The 16,503-nt window shown below is 47.9% G+C and carries 12 protein-coding genes and 1 pseudogene; 2 read left to right on the forward strand and 11 right to left on the reverse strand.

Annotation, left to right across the window (positions count from 1 at the left end; genetic code table 11):
• From Q0537_RS08425 to mqnE, 10 genes and pseudogenes are all read right to left on the reverse strand, one after another.
• A pseudogene (locus tag Q0537_RS08425) lies at positions 1 to 311 on the reverse strand (methionine ABC transporter permease); the annotation flags it as partial.
• A gap of 221 nt (positions 312 to 532) precedes the next feature.
• Positions 533 to 2,368 carry a menaquinone biosynthesis decarboxylase gene (locus tag Q0537_RS08430; RefSeq protein ID WP_299227071.1) on the reverse strand — a complete coding sequence of 612 codons (1,836 nt, stop codon included), beginning with the start codon at positions 2,366 to 2,368 and terminating at the stop codon, positions 533 to 535.
• Between the two features lie 9 nt (positions 2,369 to 2,377).
• Positions 2,378 to 3,367, reverse strand: a complete 990-nt coding sequence (locus Q0537_RS08435) for a hypothetical protein (RefSeq protein ID WP_299227074.1) — start codon at positions 3,365 to 3,367, stop codon at positions 2,378 to 2,380.
• Positions 3,367 to 4,197 (reverse strand): hypothetical protein, encoded by an 831-nt coding sequence (locus tag Q0537_RS08440; protein ID WP_299227077.1) that lies wholly within the window; start codon positions 4,195 to 4,197, stop codon positions 3,367 to 3,369. Before Q0537_RS08440 ends, Q0537_RS08435 begins: the two co-directional genes overlap by 1 nt.
• A gap of 2 nt (positions 4,198 to 4,199) precedes the next feature.
• Positions 4,200 to 6,197: a methionine--tRNA ligase gene (metG, locus tag Q0537_RS08445; protein WP_299227081.1), complete on the reverse strand. Its 1,998-nt coding sequence runs from the start codon at positions 6,195 to 6,197 to the stop codon at positions 4,200 to 4,202.
• Positions 6,198 to 6,226: 29 nt separating this feature from the next.
• On the reverse strand, positions 6,227 to 6,910 hold the full coding sequence (locus Q0537_RS08450) for a type II secretion system protein (protein ID WP_299227084.1): 684 nt from the start codon (positions 6,908 to 6,910) through the stop codon (positions 6,227 to 6,229).
• 45 nt (positions 6,911 to 6,955) lie between these two features.
• Positions 6,956 to 8,182, reverse strand: coding sequence for a hypothetical protein (locus Q0537_RS08455; RefSeq protein ID WP_299227087.1), 1,227 nt, complete (start codon positions 8,180 to 8,182; stop codon positions 6,956 to 6,958).
• Positions 8,183 to 8,294: 112 nt separating this feature from the next.
• The gene (locus tag Q0537_RS08460; protein WP_005871628.1) at positions 8,295 to 8,744 is read right to left on the reverse strand and encodes a phosphoribosyltransferase family protein; all 450 of its coding nucleotides are present in this window, start codon (positions 8,742 to 8,744) and stop codon (positions 8,295 to 8,297) included.
• Between the two features lie 15 nt (positions 8,745 to 8,759).
• Positions 8,760 to 10,055, reverse strand: coding sequence for an NCS2 family permease (locus Q0537_RS08465; RefSeq protein WP_177386696.1), 1,296 nt, complete (start codon positions 10,053 to 10,055; stop codon positions 8,760 to 8,762).
• Between the two features lie 18 nt (positions 10,056 to 10,073).
• Positions 10,074 to 11,159, reverse strand: coding sequence for an aminofutalosine synthase MqnE (gene mqnE / locus Q0537_RS08470; RefSeq protein WP_299227090.1), 1,086 nt, complete (start codon positions 11,157 to 11,159; stop codon positions 10,074 to 10,076).
• A gap of 138 nt (positions 11,160 to 11,297) precedes the next feature.
• Between mqnE and glmS the strand changes: the two genes are divergently transcribed.
• Entirely contained in the window at positions 11,298 to 13,115 is a 1,818-nt protein-coding gene (gene glmS / locus Q0537_RS08475) for a glutamine--fructose-6-phosphate transaminase (isomerizing) (protein WP_299227093.1), read from the forward strand.
• Between the two features lie 60 nt (positions 13,116 to 13,175).
• Positions 13,176 to 14,309, forward strand: coding sequence for a hypothetical protein (locus Q0537_RS08480; protein WP_299227096.1), 1,134 nt, complete (start codon positions 13,176 to 13,178; stop codon positions 14,307 to 14,309).
• Between the two features lie 687 nt (positions 14,310 to 14,996).
• Here the strand turns inward: Q0537_RS08480 and tgt are convergent.
• Entirely contained in the window at positions 14,997 to 16,163 is a 1,167-nt protein-coding gene (tgt, locus tag Q0537_RS08485) for a tRNA guanosine(34) transglycosylase Tgt (RefSeq protein WP_299227099.1), read from the reverse strand.
• Between the last annotated feature and the right edge of the window lie 340 nt (positions 16,164 to 16,503).

Below are 16,503 nucleotides of genomic sequence, written 5' to 3' on the forward strand. Positions count from 1 at the left end.
AGCGGCACGATCGCCGCGGTGGTGCCGATGCTCGTGCCGACAAGAAGCTTCGTAAGCGGAAAGAGCACGATCAACAAAATTATAAACGGGAAGCTTCGCAGCGTGTTTATCACGACATCCAGCACGGCGTAAACGATGCGGTTTTCGCAAAGTCCGCCGCGGCGCGTAAGGATAAGCACGATCGCAAGCACGAGCCCCAAAATAAACGCCAAACCCGTGCTTACGAAGGTCATATACAGCGTCTCCAGCGTCGCGTTTAGTAGCAGCTTCGGAATCACTCCGCTAAAAAAATTTTGTATCCACTCTATCATTTATGTCCTTTCATTTTGCGTCTGTTTGCGCTATATCAGGCTTTTGCGCCATTATAAAAATTTTTGAAATTTTAAATTTCTGCCGCAGCAAATTTTATGAAATTTTATCGCTTCGAGCCCGTAAATTTAGACAAAATTCCATCTAAATTTAACGCACGACCATTAAAATCAAAGCTAAATTTTAAAATTTCAAATCTGCACGAAAATTTCGCCCCGCGCCCTCAAAAAATTTCAAATTTCTTAAATAGCTCGGGCTCGTTTTGCACGATGCCGCGCTCTATGAGGCTTGCTACGACTTCGCGGCTGCAGAGCGTCTCCTGTGGCCACCGGCGCGTATAGCCCTCCCACTCGTGCTTGCTCGTAGCATCGATGCAGATGCGATCATCCTGCGCCACAAACACGTCGCGCAGCGCATCGATGCTATTTACGACACGCCAAACGCTCATATAGAGGTTGCTCGCGTCGTTCCTCGCATCGGTAAAAATCAAAATTTTAAAATTCTCGCTAAATTTTAAAAGCCGCCGCCAGCTACGCTCTACGAGCTCTTTTTTGTCTATGTTTATCAGCACGAGCGGGTTTTTAGTATCGTAAAAGTGCTGCTTAAGTGCCAAAATGGCGGGCTCCTCGCTTTGAAATTTCGCTAGCAGCTCCTCATCGCTTAAAATTTGCGGCGCCTGCGAGCTTAAATCAGTCGTCGCATCGATGCCGAGCTTACCGCCGAAGCAGGAGTTCGGGCTTGCGTGATCGAGCTGATCGCACACACCCTCGCTAAAAACGAGACTGCGCGCGCCTATGCGGTTTAGGACGTACTTCGTAAGCGCCTCGTACTCATCTAAGCTCGGCGCGTCCTGCGGCACGAAAACGGCGTGTTTTACGAAGCTCATCTGCCCCACGCCCCAAAACGCGTGCATGATCTGTTTGGCAGCAGCCGGGTAGCGCACGGCGATCTTAGCCAAAATCAAGTTGTGGAATACGCCGTTTTCGGGCATTTTATAGTCAATCAGATCGGGCGCGCTCGTGCGAAACAGCGGCAAAAAGATCCGCTCGGTCGCGTACCCCATAAATTTATCCTCAAGCGGCGGCTTACCCACAACGGTGGCGTGAAATACGGGCGCGCGCTTGTGCGTGATCGCGCTAACCTCCATCACCGGGAAGGGCTCTACCGGCGTGTAATATCCCGTGTGATCGCCGAAAGGCCCCTCCGGCTCGCTTACGGCGGGATCGACAAAGCCCTCGATCACGTAGTCCGCATCGGCGGGAACGTAAATTTCGTTCGTAAGCGATTTTACGAGGCGAGCGGGGCTACGGCGGATGAAGCCGTAAAGCAGCAGCTCAAAAATCCCCTTCGGCAACGGCGCCTGACCGCACCAGATATAGAGCGGATCGCCGCCTATCGCCACGGATACGGGCATCTTGCGCCCAGCTTTGCGGTATTCGTCGAAAAAGCCCGCGCCGTCTTTGTGTATCTGCCAGTGCATCCCAAGGCGGTCGCGCCCGTAAATTTGCAGGCGATACATGCCGAGATTTTGCGTTTGCGAGTTCATATCCTTCGTGTAGACCTGCCCCATCGTGATAAACGCGCCGCCGTCACCCTCCCAGGTCTTAAGCACAGGAAGCTCGCCCAAATCGACATCGGCGCCCAGATGCGCGACCTGTTGGCACTCGCTGCGACCGCTAAGGCGCTTTACAAAAATTTTACGCAGCGAGATTAAGTGCGCTAAAAAATCAAGCTTTTCGCCGAAGCTTTGCGGACGCTTCGGCTTTAGCAGGCTCTCGATCTCGGCAGCGATCTCGTCAGGTTTGCGGCCTAGGATTAAATTTAGAGCGGGGAAGGAGCTGAAAATATTAGTTAGCACCGGCGGCATCTGTTTGCCCTGCGCGTTTCGTACGTTCGTAAAAAGCAGCGCCTGCGAGTGCTCCTTTTTGACCTCGATGTAACTTGCGTGCGCTATCTCAAGCTCGGTGCCGATCTGCTCCTTTACCTCGCGTAATAGCCCGTTTTCGTAAAGTCTCTTTATCCAAAAATTTCCGTTTAAAATTTCATCAAAGCTCTGCATCCGCTGCCTTTAAAAAAATAGATTTTTTTCTTGCGGTTTTTGATTTAGAAGCTGCAAGATCGCGCTCTTCTCCGCAAAAACCAGCGCGTAGTGAAACTCGGGCAGGCTTTTTAGCGCGCTTAGCTTATTGAAGCGAAAGTCGATCTTAGTGCCGTCCAATCGGTCCTCCCAGCTAGCGCAGACGATAATTTTTTCGCGGAATTTCGCCCGCAAAAAATCCGCCTCGCGCGCAAAAAGCTCAGGATCGTTCTCGGCGATAAAGGCGCGATAGCTTCCGCCAAGCGAGCTAACGTTAAAAAATCTATCCACAAAAATCGGCTCGAAATGGCCGAATGCGCTTAAGTTTTGAAATTTAAAGGGTATCTTTTTGCGCGAGAGATACTCGATCACGCCGCATAGCTCGGACAAAAACAACTGCGGAAAGATTAAATTTGAATAATAAAGCCCGCCGAAAACGAAGCTGCTGTAAAATATCGAGCCGCCGTAAAGCAGCCTAAAATCGTCGCTCGCGGGGATCCGGACGGGCGAGATACCGAGGCTTTGCAAAAGCTCGGCGTCGGTGGTGAAGTAGATATTTTTCTCTTTGGCATTTATCAGGCTAATGAAAAGCTCGCCCTTGCTGCGCGGCGTAAACATCAAATTCTTAGGCACGCTCGTGTAGCGCAGGATCTCGCTTTGCACCTCGTTTATCAGCACGAAGCCGTGCCGCCACGTCTCGCCTAAAAATTTTATCAGTCGCACGAGCGCCGAGCATAAATTTTCAACCCTAATAAAGGCGATCTCGTCGTTAAGCGGCTTGAAATTGTTATCGAAAATGATCGCGTACGCGCCGTTATCGATCGCGGTGCGTACGTCGCGCTCGTTTGCGCCGAGCGCTATGAAAGCGCCCTTTTTCGCAACCTTTGCGGGTTCGATCGCAAAGCTCTCGACAGCGGAGATCGCGGGATTATTTAGCATCGTTCCGTTTACGATACGGGTTAAATTTAATAAATTTACCATTACGACTTCCCTGCGGCGGAGCTTTTAGGAAGCGCGCTCTTTGCGGCGCGGTGCAGCTGCTTTGCGGTAGGCGCGGAGCTTGCGGTGGTTGCGGCGACGTCTTTTGCGGCGGCTGCGGTAGGCGTAGCGGTGTTTTTTGCAACGCGGCGAGATTTTGCATTCTGAGATTCGTTTTTGGCGGGTGCCCATTTTGCGCTAGCTGCGGAAATTGTATTTTGCGCGACGCTTTTTACGGATGCTGATTTTGCGACAGATACAGAAGCTGCGGCGGGCGCGATACTTTTAGCGGCCGATGCGGTTTTTACGATATGTTCAGGGTTTTTAGTAAGCGGGGATTTTTTTGCTGGCACGCTTTTTGTCGCTGTGTTTTTTTTAGCAGAGACGCTTTTGGAAAGCGAGGCGTCCTTTTTAATGCTCGCGCTAGAAACATCTGCCGTGCGCTTTCTACGCGATGCGGCGCTTGCTTTAGAGCTCTCGCCATCCGCACTCACATGCTTTTTCGTGCGCTCGTCCGTAAATTTATCGGTGCGTGAAAATGAGCGCACGACCGCGCGCGCGCCAAGCTTTGCACATTTTAAAGCGGCAGACTTCGACAGCTCGCAAATGCCTAGCGTTAAAATTTTACGCGCTGCAAATTTTAAAGCAACCCCCGCACCGAGCTTCAGCGCCAAAGGAGTGGCGCATACAAGCCCGCCCGCGCCGATCTTTGCAGCGAGGGAGGAGCGGCGGCAAAGCTTTAAAATTTTATCCGAAGCGCCGCTTTTTTGCGCGCAGAGCCCGGCCGCGCCGTAGATAGCAAGCTTCGAAGCCTTGCGCGCTAGAGCCCTCATCGCTAACCTACGATTGCGCCGTTTTTTACGGGCGCGAGGGTGCTAAGCAGTGTAAGGCTGCCGTCCTCAGCGCTTAAAATCATACCCTCGCTGCTATGTTTAAAAATTTTAGCGGGTTTTAAATTTGCCAGCACGCAGATCTGCTTGCCGACAAGCGCGGCAGGATCGTAAAATTTCGCGATACCGCTGATGATTTGACGCGGCCTCTCCTCGCCCAAATCAATCATAAATCGCAACAACTTCTCGCTGCCCTCTATGTTTTCGCACTCCAAAATCGTGCCGACCTTGATAACGCACTTTTTAAAATCATCGATTTTGATCTGCGCTTCAGATGCCGCGCCTTGGGCTTCTTGCGCCGTAGCGCTCGAACCGGAAGCGTTTGCGTTTAAGCTTGGCGAGCCTTTTGCCGCAGCATCCGCACCGGAACCGCTCGCAGAATTTGCAGCGCCATCCAGCCTATCGTAGTCCGCTTTCGGCATTAGCTCGTGATCGATCTTGGTAAAAAGCGGCTCGCACGGCTTAGCCTTAAAATCTAAAATTTCGCCGCGAAGCACTAGCTTCTCATAAAGCGGAGTGGATATTTCAAAGCCCAGCGTATCCGCGATCTGCGCCGCAGTCTGCGGCATCGCGGGGCTTAGCAGCACCGTAGCGCCCGCCAAAATATTTGCGACCAATGCGACGAGAGCCAACGCCTTAGCCTGCTCGCCGTTTTTCATCAAATTCCACGGCTCGTATTTCGCGATCGAAGCATTTGCGAGCGCAAGCGCCCTCCAAAGCTCCTCTAAGTATCTATTGGTAGCGACCTCCTCAAGCGCGTTAAGTGCGGCGCTCAGATAGGAGTTTGCTTCCTCGATCTCGGCGGTGAAAAATTTCATCACGTCTTTAGAATTTATGATGTAATCCGAATATTTCGCGCTCATGCCGACGATACGGCTGAGTAGATTTCCAAGCTCGTTGGCAAGCTCGGAATTTACGCGGTTTATAATCGCTTTTTGCGAAAAATCGCCGTCTTGACCGAACGGTACCTCGCGCAGCAAGAAATACCTAAACTGCTCTAGCCCGTAGGCGTTTGCGACCTCGCGCGGATCCACGACATTGCCCAGGCTCTTGCTCATCTTTTTGCCGTCGCGCGTCCACCAGCCGTGAGCTGCGATGCTGCGTGGCATATTTAGCCCCAGGCTCATCAAAAACGCAGGCCAATAAACGGCGTGAAAGCGCAAAATGTCCTTGCCCACGATGTGCAGCGCGTCGCTCCAATACTCCATCCGCTCGCCGCCTGCACAAAATCCGAGCGAGCTAAGATAATCCATTAGCGCGTCCAGCCAGACGTAAATCACGTGCTTCGGATCATTTAGCTCGGGCGGAATTTTAACGCCCCAATCAAAACCCGTTCTCGTGATCGAAAGATCCTTCAGGCCGCTTTTTACGAAGCTTATGACCTCGTTTTTTTTGCCTAGGGGAAGGATGCACTTTTCATCCTCGTACCATTTCAAAAGCCGCTCTGCATAGGCGCTAAGCCTGAAAAAGTAGCTCTCCTCTTTTAAAATTTTAGTCTTTTTGCCGCAGTCGGGGCAATACTCGCCGTCGATTAGCTGAGCGGAAGGGAAAAAACTCTCGCAGCTTACGCAGTAGTTGCCCTCGTATTCGCCCTTATAAATGTCGCCCTTTTCATACATCTTGCGAAATACGTTTTGCACCGCCGCCTCGTGCGCGGCATCGGTAGTGCGCGAAAACATATCGTAGCTGATGTCAAACTCGTCCCACAGGTCTTTAAATTTAGCGCTTACGCCGTCTGCGTACTGCTTTGGGCTCTGGCTGTGCTTAGCTGCGGCCTCCTCGATCTTTTGGCCGTGCTCGTCGGTGCCCGTTTTAAAAAACACCTCGTGTCCTTGCAGACGGTAAAATCTAGCCATCGTATCGGCGATAATCGTCGTATATGCATGACCTATATGCGGGACATCGTTTACGTAATAAATCGGCGTCATTATGTATTTTTTCATTATTCTCCTTAAGCGTTTCTACCGTAATTTTATTGCAATGCTGAACCGGTATTGGAAGCCAAAGTATAATTTACATATCCGGTCTCGGGCTGGATAAAAATATCGGCGATCTCGCCCGCGGCGTTAGTAAGTCTGATAACGCATGGATTTTGTCCTACAAAAAGCTTATCATATGGCACGTTAGAGTTCGCTACCTGCCCCATAGGACGCCCATAAGAATCAAAGACTATAGTTTGATTTGCCCGGTCTCCACAATTAGTAAATTCGACATTTCTAATATCGTAGGTTTTGCTTAAATTCAGCTTCTTATTGATTCTTTCAGCATTTCTATTTATCGCTTGATTTTGAAAACCTGCACTTAGAATTTTATTTGGATTTTGCGGATCTATGGCAAAATCAACCCTTGTTAGATCAGACAGATCCGCACTACCGTTAGGATTACCGCTCATAGTGCTATCATAATACACAGTGTAAGTCCAACCCTCCGCACTTCCTTTAGCGTTGGTATAACTAAACTGAATCCTCCAAAGCTTCTTAAACCAATTCGGATCGTCGGGATCGAATTTATTATCGTTCATCGCAAGCTGCTGCGTGTAACGAATATGAGCAGCGACTTGATCCGCCGCCTCCACTAAACTGTTTCGATTGATTTGAGGCACTGCCACGGCCGCTAAAATTCCAACCACCACGATGATGAAAATCAGCTCAATCATAGTAAATGCTTTTTTCATAATTTTTACCTTTCATAAAAATTTTGTTTATATTTTAACATAAAATTTCGCAATTCGCACGCCTCGCTTGTAAATATCTATATTTTGTATCGAATTTTTATGATCCGAGACATATTCCGGCTCATCCGCATAGATAAAAGCGCTATCCCCGCTAGGCAGTCCGTAAAATTTTAGGCGCAGGCAGAGCCTCTCGTCTTCGCAGCTTACGCTTTTTACTCCACGATTTTTTAGCTCACTTGCCAGCTGCCTAGCTACGTCAAATTTATAGATGAAATGCCGCTGCGGTTTGTTTGCGAACATCGCCTCATACATCACATCGCTAAAAATCACTGCAAAATAACTCACCGCTAAGCTTACCAGCGTCACACCCACGGCGATCTTGTGAAAGGTGCGAAATTTAGGTAACCTGACGCGATATGAGTTAAAAAGCACGCGGATAATCAAAGGTGTAGCGATGACGCAATACGGCAGCATCATCTCAAGCGGCACGCGCTGTCTTAGCGAAAAAAGCATCGTTAGACAAAGCGCACTTGTAGCGATGAACCACAGCAGGCTCTTCTCCTCTTTGATCCAAATTCTATAGATCGTGTAGATGAAAAATAAAAACACTAAAGGCGAAAACGCGCCCGCAAAAACGCCCACGGTGTCTAAAAAATACCCCTTCGGCTTGCCTTCCGAGCTTACGTCGTAAAAGATCACACTGAAGCTAAATAGCGCTATGCAAAGCAGCAAAAGCTCCTTTTTGCGCGTATAAAGCGCCCAAATTCCAAAACCTACATAGAGCATAAAAAACGCTTTATCGATCAGGGCGCAAACGGATAGAAGCACGAAAAGCGCGATATTGTATTCGCTCTTTGCAAAATAGATCGCCAGCAGCGTGAAAAAAATGATAATGCCCGCAGGATTTAGTAAAATCGCGCTACTCATCGATGCAGGAAGCGCCATAAATAGCGCCGTAGCGACCACTCTATCGAAGCGGCGCTTGAGAATAAATTTTGAAATTTTATAGATCATCGCGGCGTTTGCGAAGTGGATCAAAATAAACGGCGCGCGCAAGGCGTAGTCGTTGCGCCCAAAAATTTCGCAGCTTAAATTTGCTATTAGCGAAACGAGGGATTTTTTATCGTAAAAAATTTCAGCCTCGTAGTAGCTGATGCTTAAATTTGAAATCGCATAAAGCAGAAATATGCCCTGAAACAGGCACATTATAGAGATTACGAAAATTTCGTTTTGATAAAGCTTCTTCACTCTCATCCTTGCTGCGGGCACTTTAAATTTACGACCTAAATTTTACGACCGGAATTTTATAAAATTTAAACCGCCGAATCTTTTAAAATTTAGCCGCTAAATTTAACCGCGCGCCGCTTCATTCCTCTATCGTATAATTTTCCCAAAAGAAATTTATCCACTCATCCGTCTTTGAAATTTTAAAATCGGGCTGGATAAGCGCCTTAGGTTTGTAAAAAATCACCGCGGTTTTAAGCTCTATTTGCGGGAATTTCTCCAGCAGCACGCGCTTGATCTCTACCATGCTGTCGCCGCTGTCGATAATATCGTCCACCAGCAGCACGCGTTTGTAAAGCTCCAGATCGGGCACGTTGAAAACGTCGATGGTGTCGAGCTTTTTGGTATCTGCGTAGTGGATGGAATTTATCGAAAATATCGTCCGCATATCAAGCGCATTGGCTAGCGCGTGACCGAATGTGAGCCCGCCTCTAGCGATCGCCACGATTGCATCGGGCATAAATTCGTCCCTAACCTGCTTTGCTATAACTCTTGCGTCGCGATCCATCTCGTCAAAACTATAAAATCTCATATCTTTCCTTAAAATTTAATGCATTAAAAATACTAAAACGCTAATCGCGCCAAGCGTCAAAACGCCGAAATTTAAATCTTTTATCCTGCGCTGAGCGAGTCTAACTACGATATAAGCAATAAAGCCGAAGCTTAAGCCGTTGGTGATCGAGTAGGTAAAAGGCATCAAAAACACTATGAAAAACGCAGGGATTAAAATTCCGGCGTCGCTATAATCGATCTTGCCAAGCTCGCTAAACATCAAAACCCCGACCATTACGAGGATCGGATAGATTGCATTTGCCGGGATCGCCTTAAATAGCGGCAGCATAAACAGCGTCAGCACAAAAAATATAGCGCAAAACACTGCGGTAAGCCCCGTGCGGCCGCCCGCTTCCACGCCGCTCGCGCTCTCGGCAAATGCGGTGACCGTGCTCGTTCCTATAACGGCTCCTGCGACGCTTCCTATCGCATCGGAGGTTAAATTTCTAGATAGTTTTTTCATGCCGTCTTTGCTATTCTCTCCAAAAAGCCCCGCGCGGTTTCCCACGCCGGTTAGAGTACCGATGCTATCGAATAGATGCGTAACGAAAAATGTGATTATAAAAGGCACGAACGCAAGCTTTAGCGCTCCGGGGATATCTAGCTTAGCAAATATCGGCGTTATGCCGCTTGGCGCGCTTACTATGCCATGCGGTGCGGGCGAAATTCCAGCCACCCACGCAACGCACGAAGTAATCAAAATGCTTAAGATAAACGCCGCCTTGATTCTAAGCACAAAAAGCACCAGCACGACCGCTAAGCCTAAAATCCCAAGCAAAACGTTTAGATCTTTTAAATTTCCTAAAGTTACTAGCGTCGCCTGACTAGGCGCGATGACGCCCATCTGCTTAAGTCCAATAAAGCAGATAAAAGCCCCGATACCAGCACTTATTGCGCGGCGCAGATCAAGCGGGATAGATTTGATAACCCAAACGCGAAAATTGGTAAACGAAAGCACGGTAAAAAGCGCCCCGCTTATCGCTACGATGCCAAGTGCACTCTGCCACGGCATCTTCGCGTCCACGCACAACGCAAAGGTAAAATACGCATTTAGCCCCATGCCGACGCTAAGCGCAACGGGGGTATTTGCAAAAAGCCCATTAAATAGCGTCGCGATTATCGTAATAAGCGCGGTTGCCGTAACCAGCGCGTCAAACGGCATGCCTGCGATGCTCATAATGTTAGCGTTTACTGGCACGATGTAAATCATCGCCAAAAACGTAGTAAGCCCTGCGATAAGCTCCTGCCTTACCGACGTTTTTGCGGCGGCGAGATGAAAGAATTTCTCCACTTGCTCCTCCTTTAGAATTTATTCGTAAATTTTGATCTGGTTATACAAGCTGTCGCGCTCGACGGGCACAAAGCCCGAAGTGCCGATCATATCGATAAAATCGCGCTTACTCTGCCCCTTTTTGCTGCCGGCGCCGGCGCTGCTTTGAATGCTTTCGTTCTCGATCGTGCCGTCAAGATCATCCGCGCCGAAATCCTGCGCCACGAGAGCTAAATTTAAGGTCGAAGTCGCCCAATACGCCTTGATATGCGCAACGTTGTCGAGTAAAATTCTACTAATCGCGATCGTTTTTAAAATTTCGACCGAGCCCAAAAAGCCCTTCACATCTAGGTAGTTATTCTCGCGCTGATACACGAGCGGGATGAAAGCGTTGAAACCGCCGCCGTTAGCGCGAGCTAGGCTCTCATCTTGCAGCGCGCGGATACGCAAGATGTGATCTATGCGGTGAGCGCAGCTTTCGATATGGCCAAAGAGCATCGTGGCGTTGCTCTGACGCCCGCGCGCATGCCACAGCGAGTGGATTTGCAGCCACTGCTCGCTTGAGACCTTGCCTTTGCAAATTTGATCCCTGATCTGCTCGTCAAAAATTTCGGCGCCGCCGCCCGGCATCGAATCCACGCCGCTTTGCATCATCAGCTCTATCGTCTCTTCGTAGTTCATCTTCCACTTTCGCCGCCAGTAATCGATCTCCGCCGCGGTCATCGCCTTGATGTGCAGAAGCGGATATTTTTGCTTTATCGCTTTGAAAATTCCCAAATATTGCTGCGGCGTAACGAACGGATTGTGCGAGCTTACGATATGAATCTCCTTCGTGCCGCGCGCTACGGTCTCGTCCACGATACGCATGATCTCATCATCGCTCATCGTGTAAGCGTTTTCGTTTTTGCGGTGCGCCGAAAATGCGCAAAATTTACAGGTATCTGCGCATAAATTCGAAGGATTGATATGACGATTTGCGTTGAAATAGACGTTTTTGCCGTTTTTTTCTTTGCGAATAGCAAAGGCGAATTTGCCCAGATCGAAAAGATCCAAATCCCATAATTTCACGCCGTCTTCGTAATTTAATCTCTCGCCGCTTTGTAGTTTTTCTAAAATTTCCATCAATTTCCCAAGCCAAATTTTGTGCTAATTATATAATTTTTTGCTTACAAAACGGATAAGCGGACTAAATTTAGAGCCGAATTTCGTTAATTTAAAATAGCGTAGTAAAATGGGCGCCAAATTTTAAACAAGGAAAGCAAAATGTGTGGAATCGTAGGCTACATCGGAAATGAAGAGAAGAAAAAAATCATAATAAACGGACTGAAGGAACTCGAGTATCGCGGATACGACAGCGCTGGGCTTGCCGTGATGGATGAGAGTGCGAATATAAAGTATTTCAAAGCAGTCGGCAAGCTGAATAATCTCGAAGAAAAGATGAAAGATTTCACTTCGCAAGGCTTTGGCGTTGCGATCGGACATACTCGCTGGGCGACGCACGGAAAGCCCACCGAGCTTAACGCGCATCCGCATTTTGGGGATTTTAGCTTCGTCGTACATAACGGCATCATCGAAAACTACATCGAGCTAAAGGACGAGCTCGAAGCGGATGGTGTGAAATTTTTAAGCCAGACCGATACTGAAGTGATCGTACATCTTTTTGAAAAAAATTTCAAGATTAGCAACGATGCATTTAAGGCATATGAAGCCACAATTAAACGACTAAAAGGCGCTTACGCAACGCTTTTGATCACCAAGGCAGCACCCGGTGAAATTTTCTTTGCTAAAAACGCGGCTCCTCTGATCGTCGCGAAAAACGATAAAAACGAAATTTTCTTTAGCTCCTCGGATGCTCCGCTCATCGGGCTTGCGAATACGGCTGCGTATCTGGATGATCAAATTTACGGCGTTGCCAAGCTTGGACAAATAGACGTTTTTAAAAACTCTAAACCGCATAATTGCGCCTTTAGTGAGCTTCCTAAAGATAAAGGCTACGCGCAAAAAGAGGGCTTTAGATTTTTTATGGAAAAAGAAATTTACGAGCAAGCGCAAGTCGTAACCGAAGCGATGATGGGGCGCGTAATAAAGGGTGGTAAGATAAAATTTGACGAACTTGATGCGGCGATGTTTGAGGGCATCGACGAGGTCGTGCTATGTGCCTGCGGTACGAGCTATCACGCCGCGCTCGTAAGTTCGTATCTTTTCGAGCGCATCGCTAAAATCCGCACGAAAGTGGAAGTTGCTAGCGAATTCCGCTATAAAGAACCATTTTTGAACAAGAATTCCTTATTTATCGTGATCTCGCAAAGTGGCGAGACAGCCGATACCTTAGAGGCGCTGCACATCGCTAAAAAAGCCGGTCTTAGGACGCTTGCAATCTGCAACGTCGATAACAGCTCGATCGTGCGCATGGCGGGCAGCGTTATCCTAACTCGCGCAGGCATCGAAAAGGGCGTAGCATCTACGAAGGCTTTTGCGACGCAGGTTATGGTGCTATGGATGTTTGTGGTGTATCTTGCAAATCTGCGCGAAGTCATCTCGGCGCGCACGAATTCCGCTGAAATTTCGGCGATGCTTCATATCCCGCAAATTTTAAAGATCAAAGACGGCTTGCAGGATAAAATTTACCGCATGAGCAAGCACTATCTGCACGGACACGGCTTTTTCTTTATCGGGCGCGATATTTTCTATCCGCTCGCTCTTGAGGGCGCACTCAAGCTCAAAGAGATCTCCTATCTGCACGCGGAGGGCTATCCGAGCGGCGAGATGAAGCACGGACCTATCGCTCTTGCCGATTCTAATCTCTTTACGGTTGCGCTGATGCCTAAAAATGTGCTTTATGAAAAAACCAAAAGTAACGTCGAAGAGCTTGCAGCGCGCGATGCGTATATTTTAGCGATCAGTCCCGAAGAGCCAGAGATCGCAGACGATTTTATCAAAACGAGCGAGCAGAGCCACGCAATGAGCGAGTTTTTTGAGATGATGATAATTTTACAAATTCTAGCTCTTGAAATCTCCGTCAGACTTGGCAACGACGTGGATATGCCGCGAAATTTAGCCAAAAGCGTCACCGTAGAATAATCGTTTTTTAAGTTCATTTTGACTAATATTTCTCATTAAAAAATCGGGGAATGTTAGTATATGAGACTTATCGGATTTATCAGAGGTGAAAATGTCATAGTCGCCACGGGCGGGGTCGAGTATAGCTACGAAATGCTTGGCGAACGCGATCCTAGCCTAACCGACGGCGATGAGGTAAGCTTCGACACGCTAGCATCCAGCGCGATAAATATAAAGCGCGTCGAGGGCTCTAAATCCAAAGACCGCGTAGCGCAAAAAGTAACCCCACAGCCAAAAGAATCTGCAAAGCAAAACGATGAAATTTTTGGCGATAAGGATTTTAGAGAAGACAATATATCCGAAGCGCCATTTATTCAAAGCTCCACCGAAAATATTACGAACGATATATCTGCCGTAAAAGAAACGAAGGTCGCAAAAAAATTTAATAAATTTAAATTTAACCGCAAAGCCAAGCCTGCTAGTGCAAAAAAACCGAAATTCTTTGGATTTGAGTTCGTCCAAACCGACGATCTGCGCACTACGCAAAGTGTCGAGAGTAAAATTTATACTTCATCTATCCGCAAGGAAGGGCTTAAATCCATAATCCTGCCCATAGCGCCGATAGTCATTATTTTGATATTCCGCTCGCAAATCGCAAGCATATTTCTATCTTTTTCGCAGATCCAAGACTACGTCAATCAAGACACGGTTTATATGGTAATGGATCTGCTGATTTTCCTTAGTTTTGCGCTATTTTATCTGCTGCCGCTTAACCGCGCGATAAACCTACTCTCCATAGCGACGCACGATCAATACCCGATGCGTCAAATGGCGAATTACAACGTCTTTATCATCCTGTGCGTCATCTCTACGATCCTGCAGGATAAGAGCCTGGGGCTGGATGAGTTCGAGCAGATTTTCATCTGCGGCGTGATCGGATTTGGGCTCATTTCGTTTTATTATAAGTTCAAGGCGTTTGCGTTTATGTTTTTCAAAACTGCAGGCTCGATCCTATTTGCTCCTGCGCTACTTGTGGAGCTCGCGGCTATTATTTTCATCGGCATCGGCGACCGCTATACTGGCGCATCGATAAAATTTATGGAGCTAACGGGGCTATTTTTTGCAAGCACGGCGTGGAGATACATCATAATTTTTATCGTTATGTCGCCGCTTTATTTCCTTGGATTTTGTATGCTAAGGCGGATCAAAAAATAAATTCTACAAAATTTTACCGCAGATTTAGTTATGATGAAATTCTACTATGATTGAATTCTGCTCAAAATTTCATCGCAAAATTTAGCACTAAGACAGAATTTAGAGGGGATTTGAACTTTATCAAAGTAAAATTCTACCGCATTAAAATTTTATCACAATAAAATTTCATAATTTAGGAGCAGATCGCGCGCCCTAAAGCAATATACGTGTTTTTTTACACGTAACGCTCGTTTGCAAAAATACACCAATGTCCGCGAAATTTCGATGCAATGCCCTCTTTTATTTGACAAAAGTCATAGCAATTTTACATAGCGTCTGTAAAATCCTACCGCTAAAATCCATCTTTAAATCTCGCGCGCTCAGCACATATCGACGCAGAAAATTTTATCCACGCAATTCGGCACGAAATTCAAAGCCAAATTTCACATCGCATTCTACGGCAAAATTCCAAGACATAGCTCTATCATAATAAAATTTTGCCAAAATAAAACTCTAATTGATGCCAAAGCCTAAGTACGGAATTTAAAGCTACAAGCCCTGTGCGCCGCAGCTCTTAAAATTTCAATGCCAAAATTTTGTCGCGTTTAAATTTAACCGCGCGCCGTATTAAAATTCCGCCCCGTCACCGCAGCTACGGCGTAAAATTTGACTAGCATATCAAATTTAAACGCCCTCGCCCGCCGAAATTTAATCTCGCGCTCCGCTTCGTGCGGCGTAGAATTCCCGCCTAAACTCCGCAAACCGCCCGTGCATGATCGCCTCTCTCATATCCGCGGCAAGGCGCAGGTAATAGTGCAGATTGTGAATGCTCGCGAGGCGGTAAAAGCTAAGCTCGCGCGCGCGAAATAGATGATTTAGATAGCCGCGGCTGAAGCGCTTGCACGTGTAGCAGTCGCAGTGCGGATCGATCGGATCGTGATCGCTGATAAAGCCCGCGTTTTTGATGCTGATCTTGCCGAAGCTCGTAAATAGTGTGCCGTTGCGCGCATTTCGCGTAGGCATCACGCAGTCGAACATATCCACGCCGCGAGCGACGTTTTCGACGAGATCTTCGGGCGTGCCGACCCCCATCAAATATCGCGGGCGCGCCGCATCGACGTATGGCATCATAGTCTCTACGGTTTCGTACATCAGCTCGTTTTTCTCGCCCACGCTAAGCCCTCCGATCGCAAGCCCGTCAAAGCTCATCTCGCACAGCGCTTCGGCGCAAAATTTGCGCGCCTGCGGGTCAGTGCCGCCTTGTATGATACCGAAGATGTTTTGATGAGCGTGCAGGCCGCGAGATTTCATGGCCTCGTGATAATCTATCGCCTCGCGAGCCCATTTTATCGTGCGCACGACGCTTAGATCGATCCGCTTTTTAAGCCGCGATCTATCATCGCTGCTAAGTGCGCCAGGCTCGCGCGGCAGCTCCACCAAGTCGTCTAAAATCATCATAATATCGGAGTTTAGCTCATACTGCGTATCCAGCACCGAGCGCGGCGTGAAATAATGCATACTGCCGTCGATGTGGCTTTTAAATTTTATGCCGCCCTCGTCGTTTTTGGTGTTTGCGCGCAAGCTGAAAGCCTGAAAGCCGCCGCTATCGGTCAAAAATGAGTGAGGAAATTTCGTAAATCCGTGCAGCCCGCCGAAGCCCGCCACTATCCGCGAGCCCGGTCGCAGATACATGTGATAGGTGTTGGCAAGGATGATCTGCGCGCCCAGGAGCTGCTCTACGTCCGTCGCATCGAGCGCCTTGACCGCGCCCACGGTGCCGACCGGCATAAAAACGGGGGTGCGGATCGTGCTATGCGCCGTGCGGATCGTGCAAGCGCGCGCCGCGCCGTCTGCGGCGTCTATCGTAAAATCCATCTTGATCCTTTAAATTTAGCTTTTTGCGCGCACTCGGCGCGAAATTTTAAAAAGCGATTGTAGCGAAATTTAAATTTGCAGCAGGTAAATTAAGGAATTTTATAGTATTAAAGTCATAATTTTAAAGAATACTTTGCAAACGCGCAACACAATGTCAATAAGATTAAGGAGCTTTCGTGTTTTTATCTTTAGTTTCGTTTGAAAATTCTAAAAGCTTTTCGTAGCTTTTGCGCATATATTCGGTGGCATCGTCTATCGCAAGACCCTGCATGATAACGCGATACAAATTAGGTCGCGTCTTTTTCCAGTTCCTAAGCGTTTGCACATCAACGCCCAAATA

The organism is uncultured Campylobacter sp. (genome assembly GCF_938017775.1).
Classification (GTDB): Bacteria; Campylobacterota; Campylobacteria; order Campylobacterales; family Campylobacteraceae; genus Campylobacter_B.

Coding starts and splice junctions, on each gene's coding strand:
- Q0537_RS08450 (WP_299227084.1), bottom strand. CDS start 6,910: ATGATTGAGCTGATTTTCATCATCGTGGTGGTTGGAATTTTAGCGGCC.
- Q0537_RS08435 (WP_299227074.1), bottom strand. CDS start 3,367: ATGGTAAATTTATTAAATTTAACCCGTATCGTAAACGGAACGATGCTA.
- Q0537_RS08440 (WP_299227077.1), bottom strand. CDS start 4,197: ATGAGGGCTCTAGCGCGCAAGGCTTCGAAGCTTGCTATCTACGGCGCG.
- Q0537_RS08460 (WP_005871628.1), bottom strand. CDS start 8,744: ATGAGATTTTATAGTTTTGACGAGATGGATCGCGACGCAAGAGTTATA.
- glmS (WP_299227093.1), top strand. CDS start 11,298: ATGTGTGGAATCGTAGGCTACATCGGAAATGAAGAGAAGAAAAAAATC.
- tgt (WP_299227099.1), bottom strand. CDS start 16,163: ATGGATTTTACGATAGACGCCGCAGACGGCGCGGCGCGCGCTTGCACG.
- metG (WP_299227081.1), bottom strand. CDS start 6,197: ATGAAAAAATACATAATGACGCCGATTTATTACGTAAACGATGTCCCG.
- Q0537_RS08455 (WP_299227087.1), bottom strand. CDS start 8,182: ATGAGAGTGAAGAAGCTTTATCAAAACGAAATTTTCGTAATCTCTATA.
- Q0537_RS08480 (WP_299227096.1), top strand. CDS start 13,176: ATGAGACTTATCGGATTTATCAGAGGTGAAAATGTCATAGTCGCCACG.
- Q0537_RS08430 (WP_299227071.1), bottom strand. CDS start 2,368: ATGCAGAGCTTTGATGAAATTTTAAACGGAAATTTTTGGATAAAGAGA.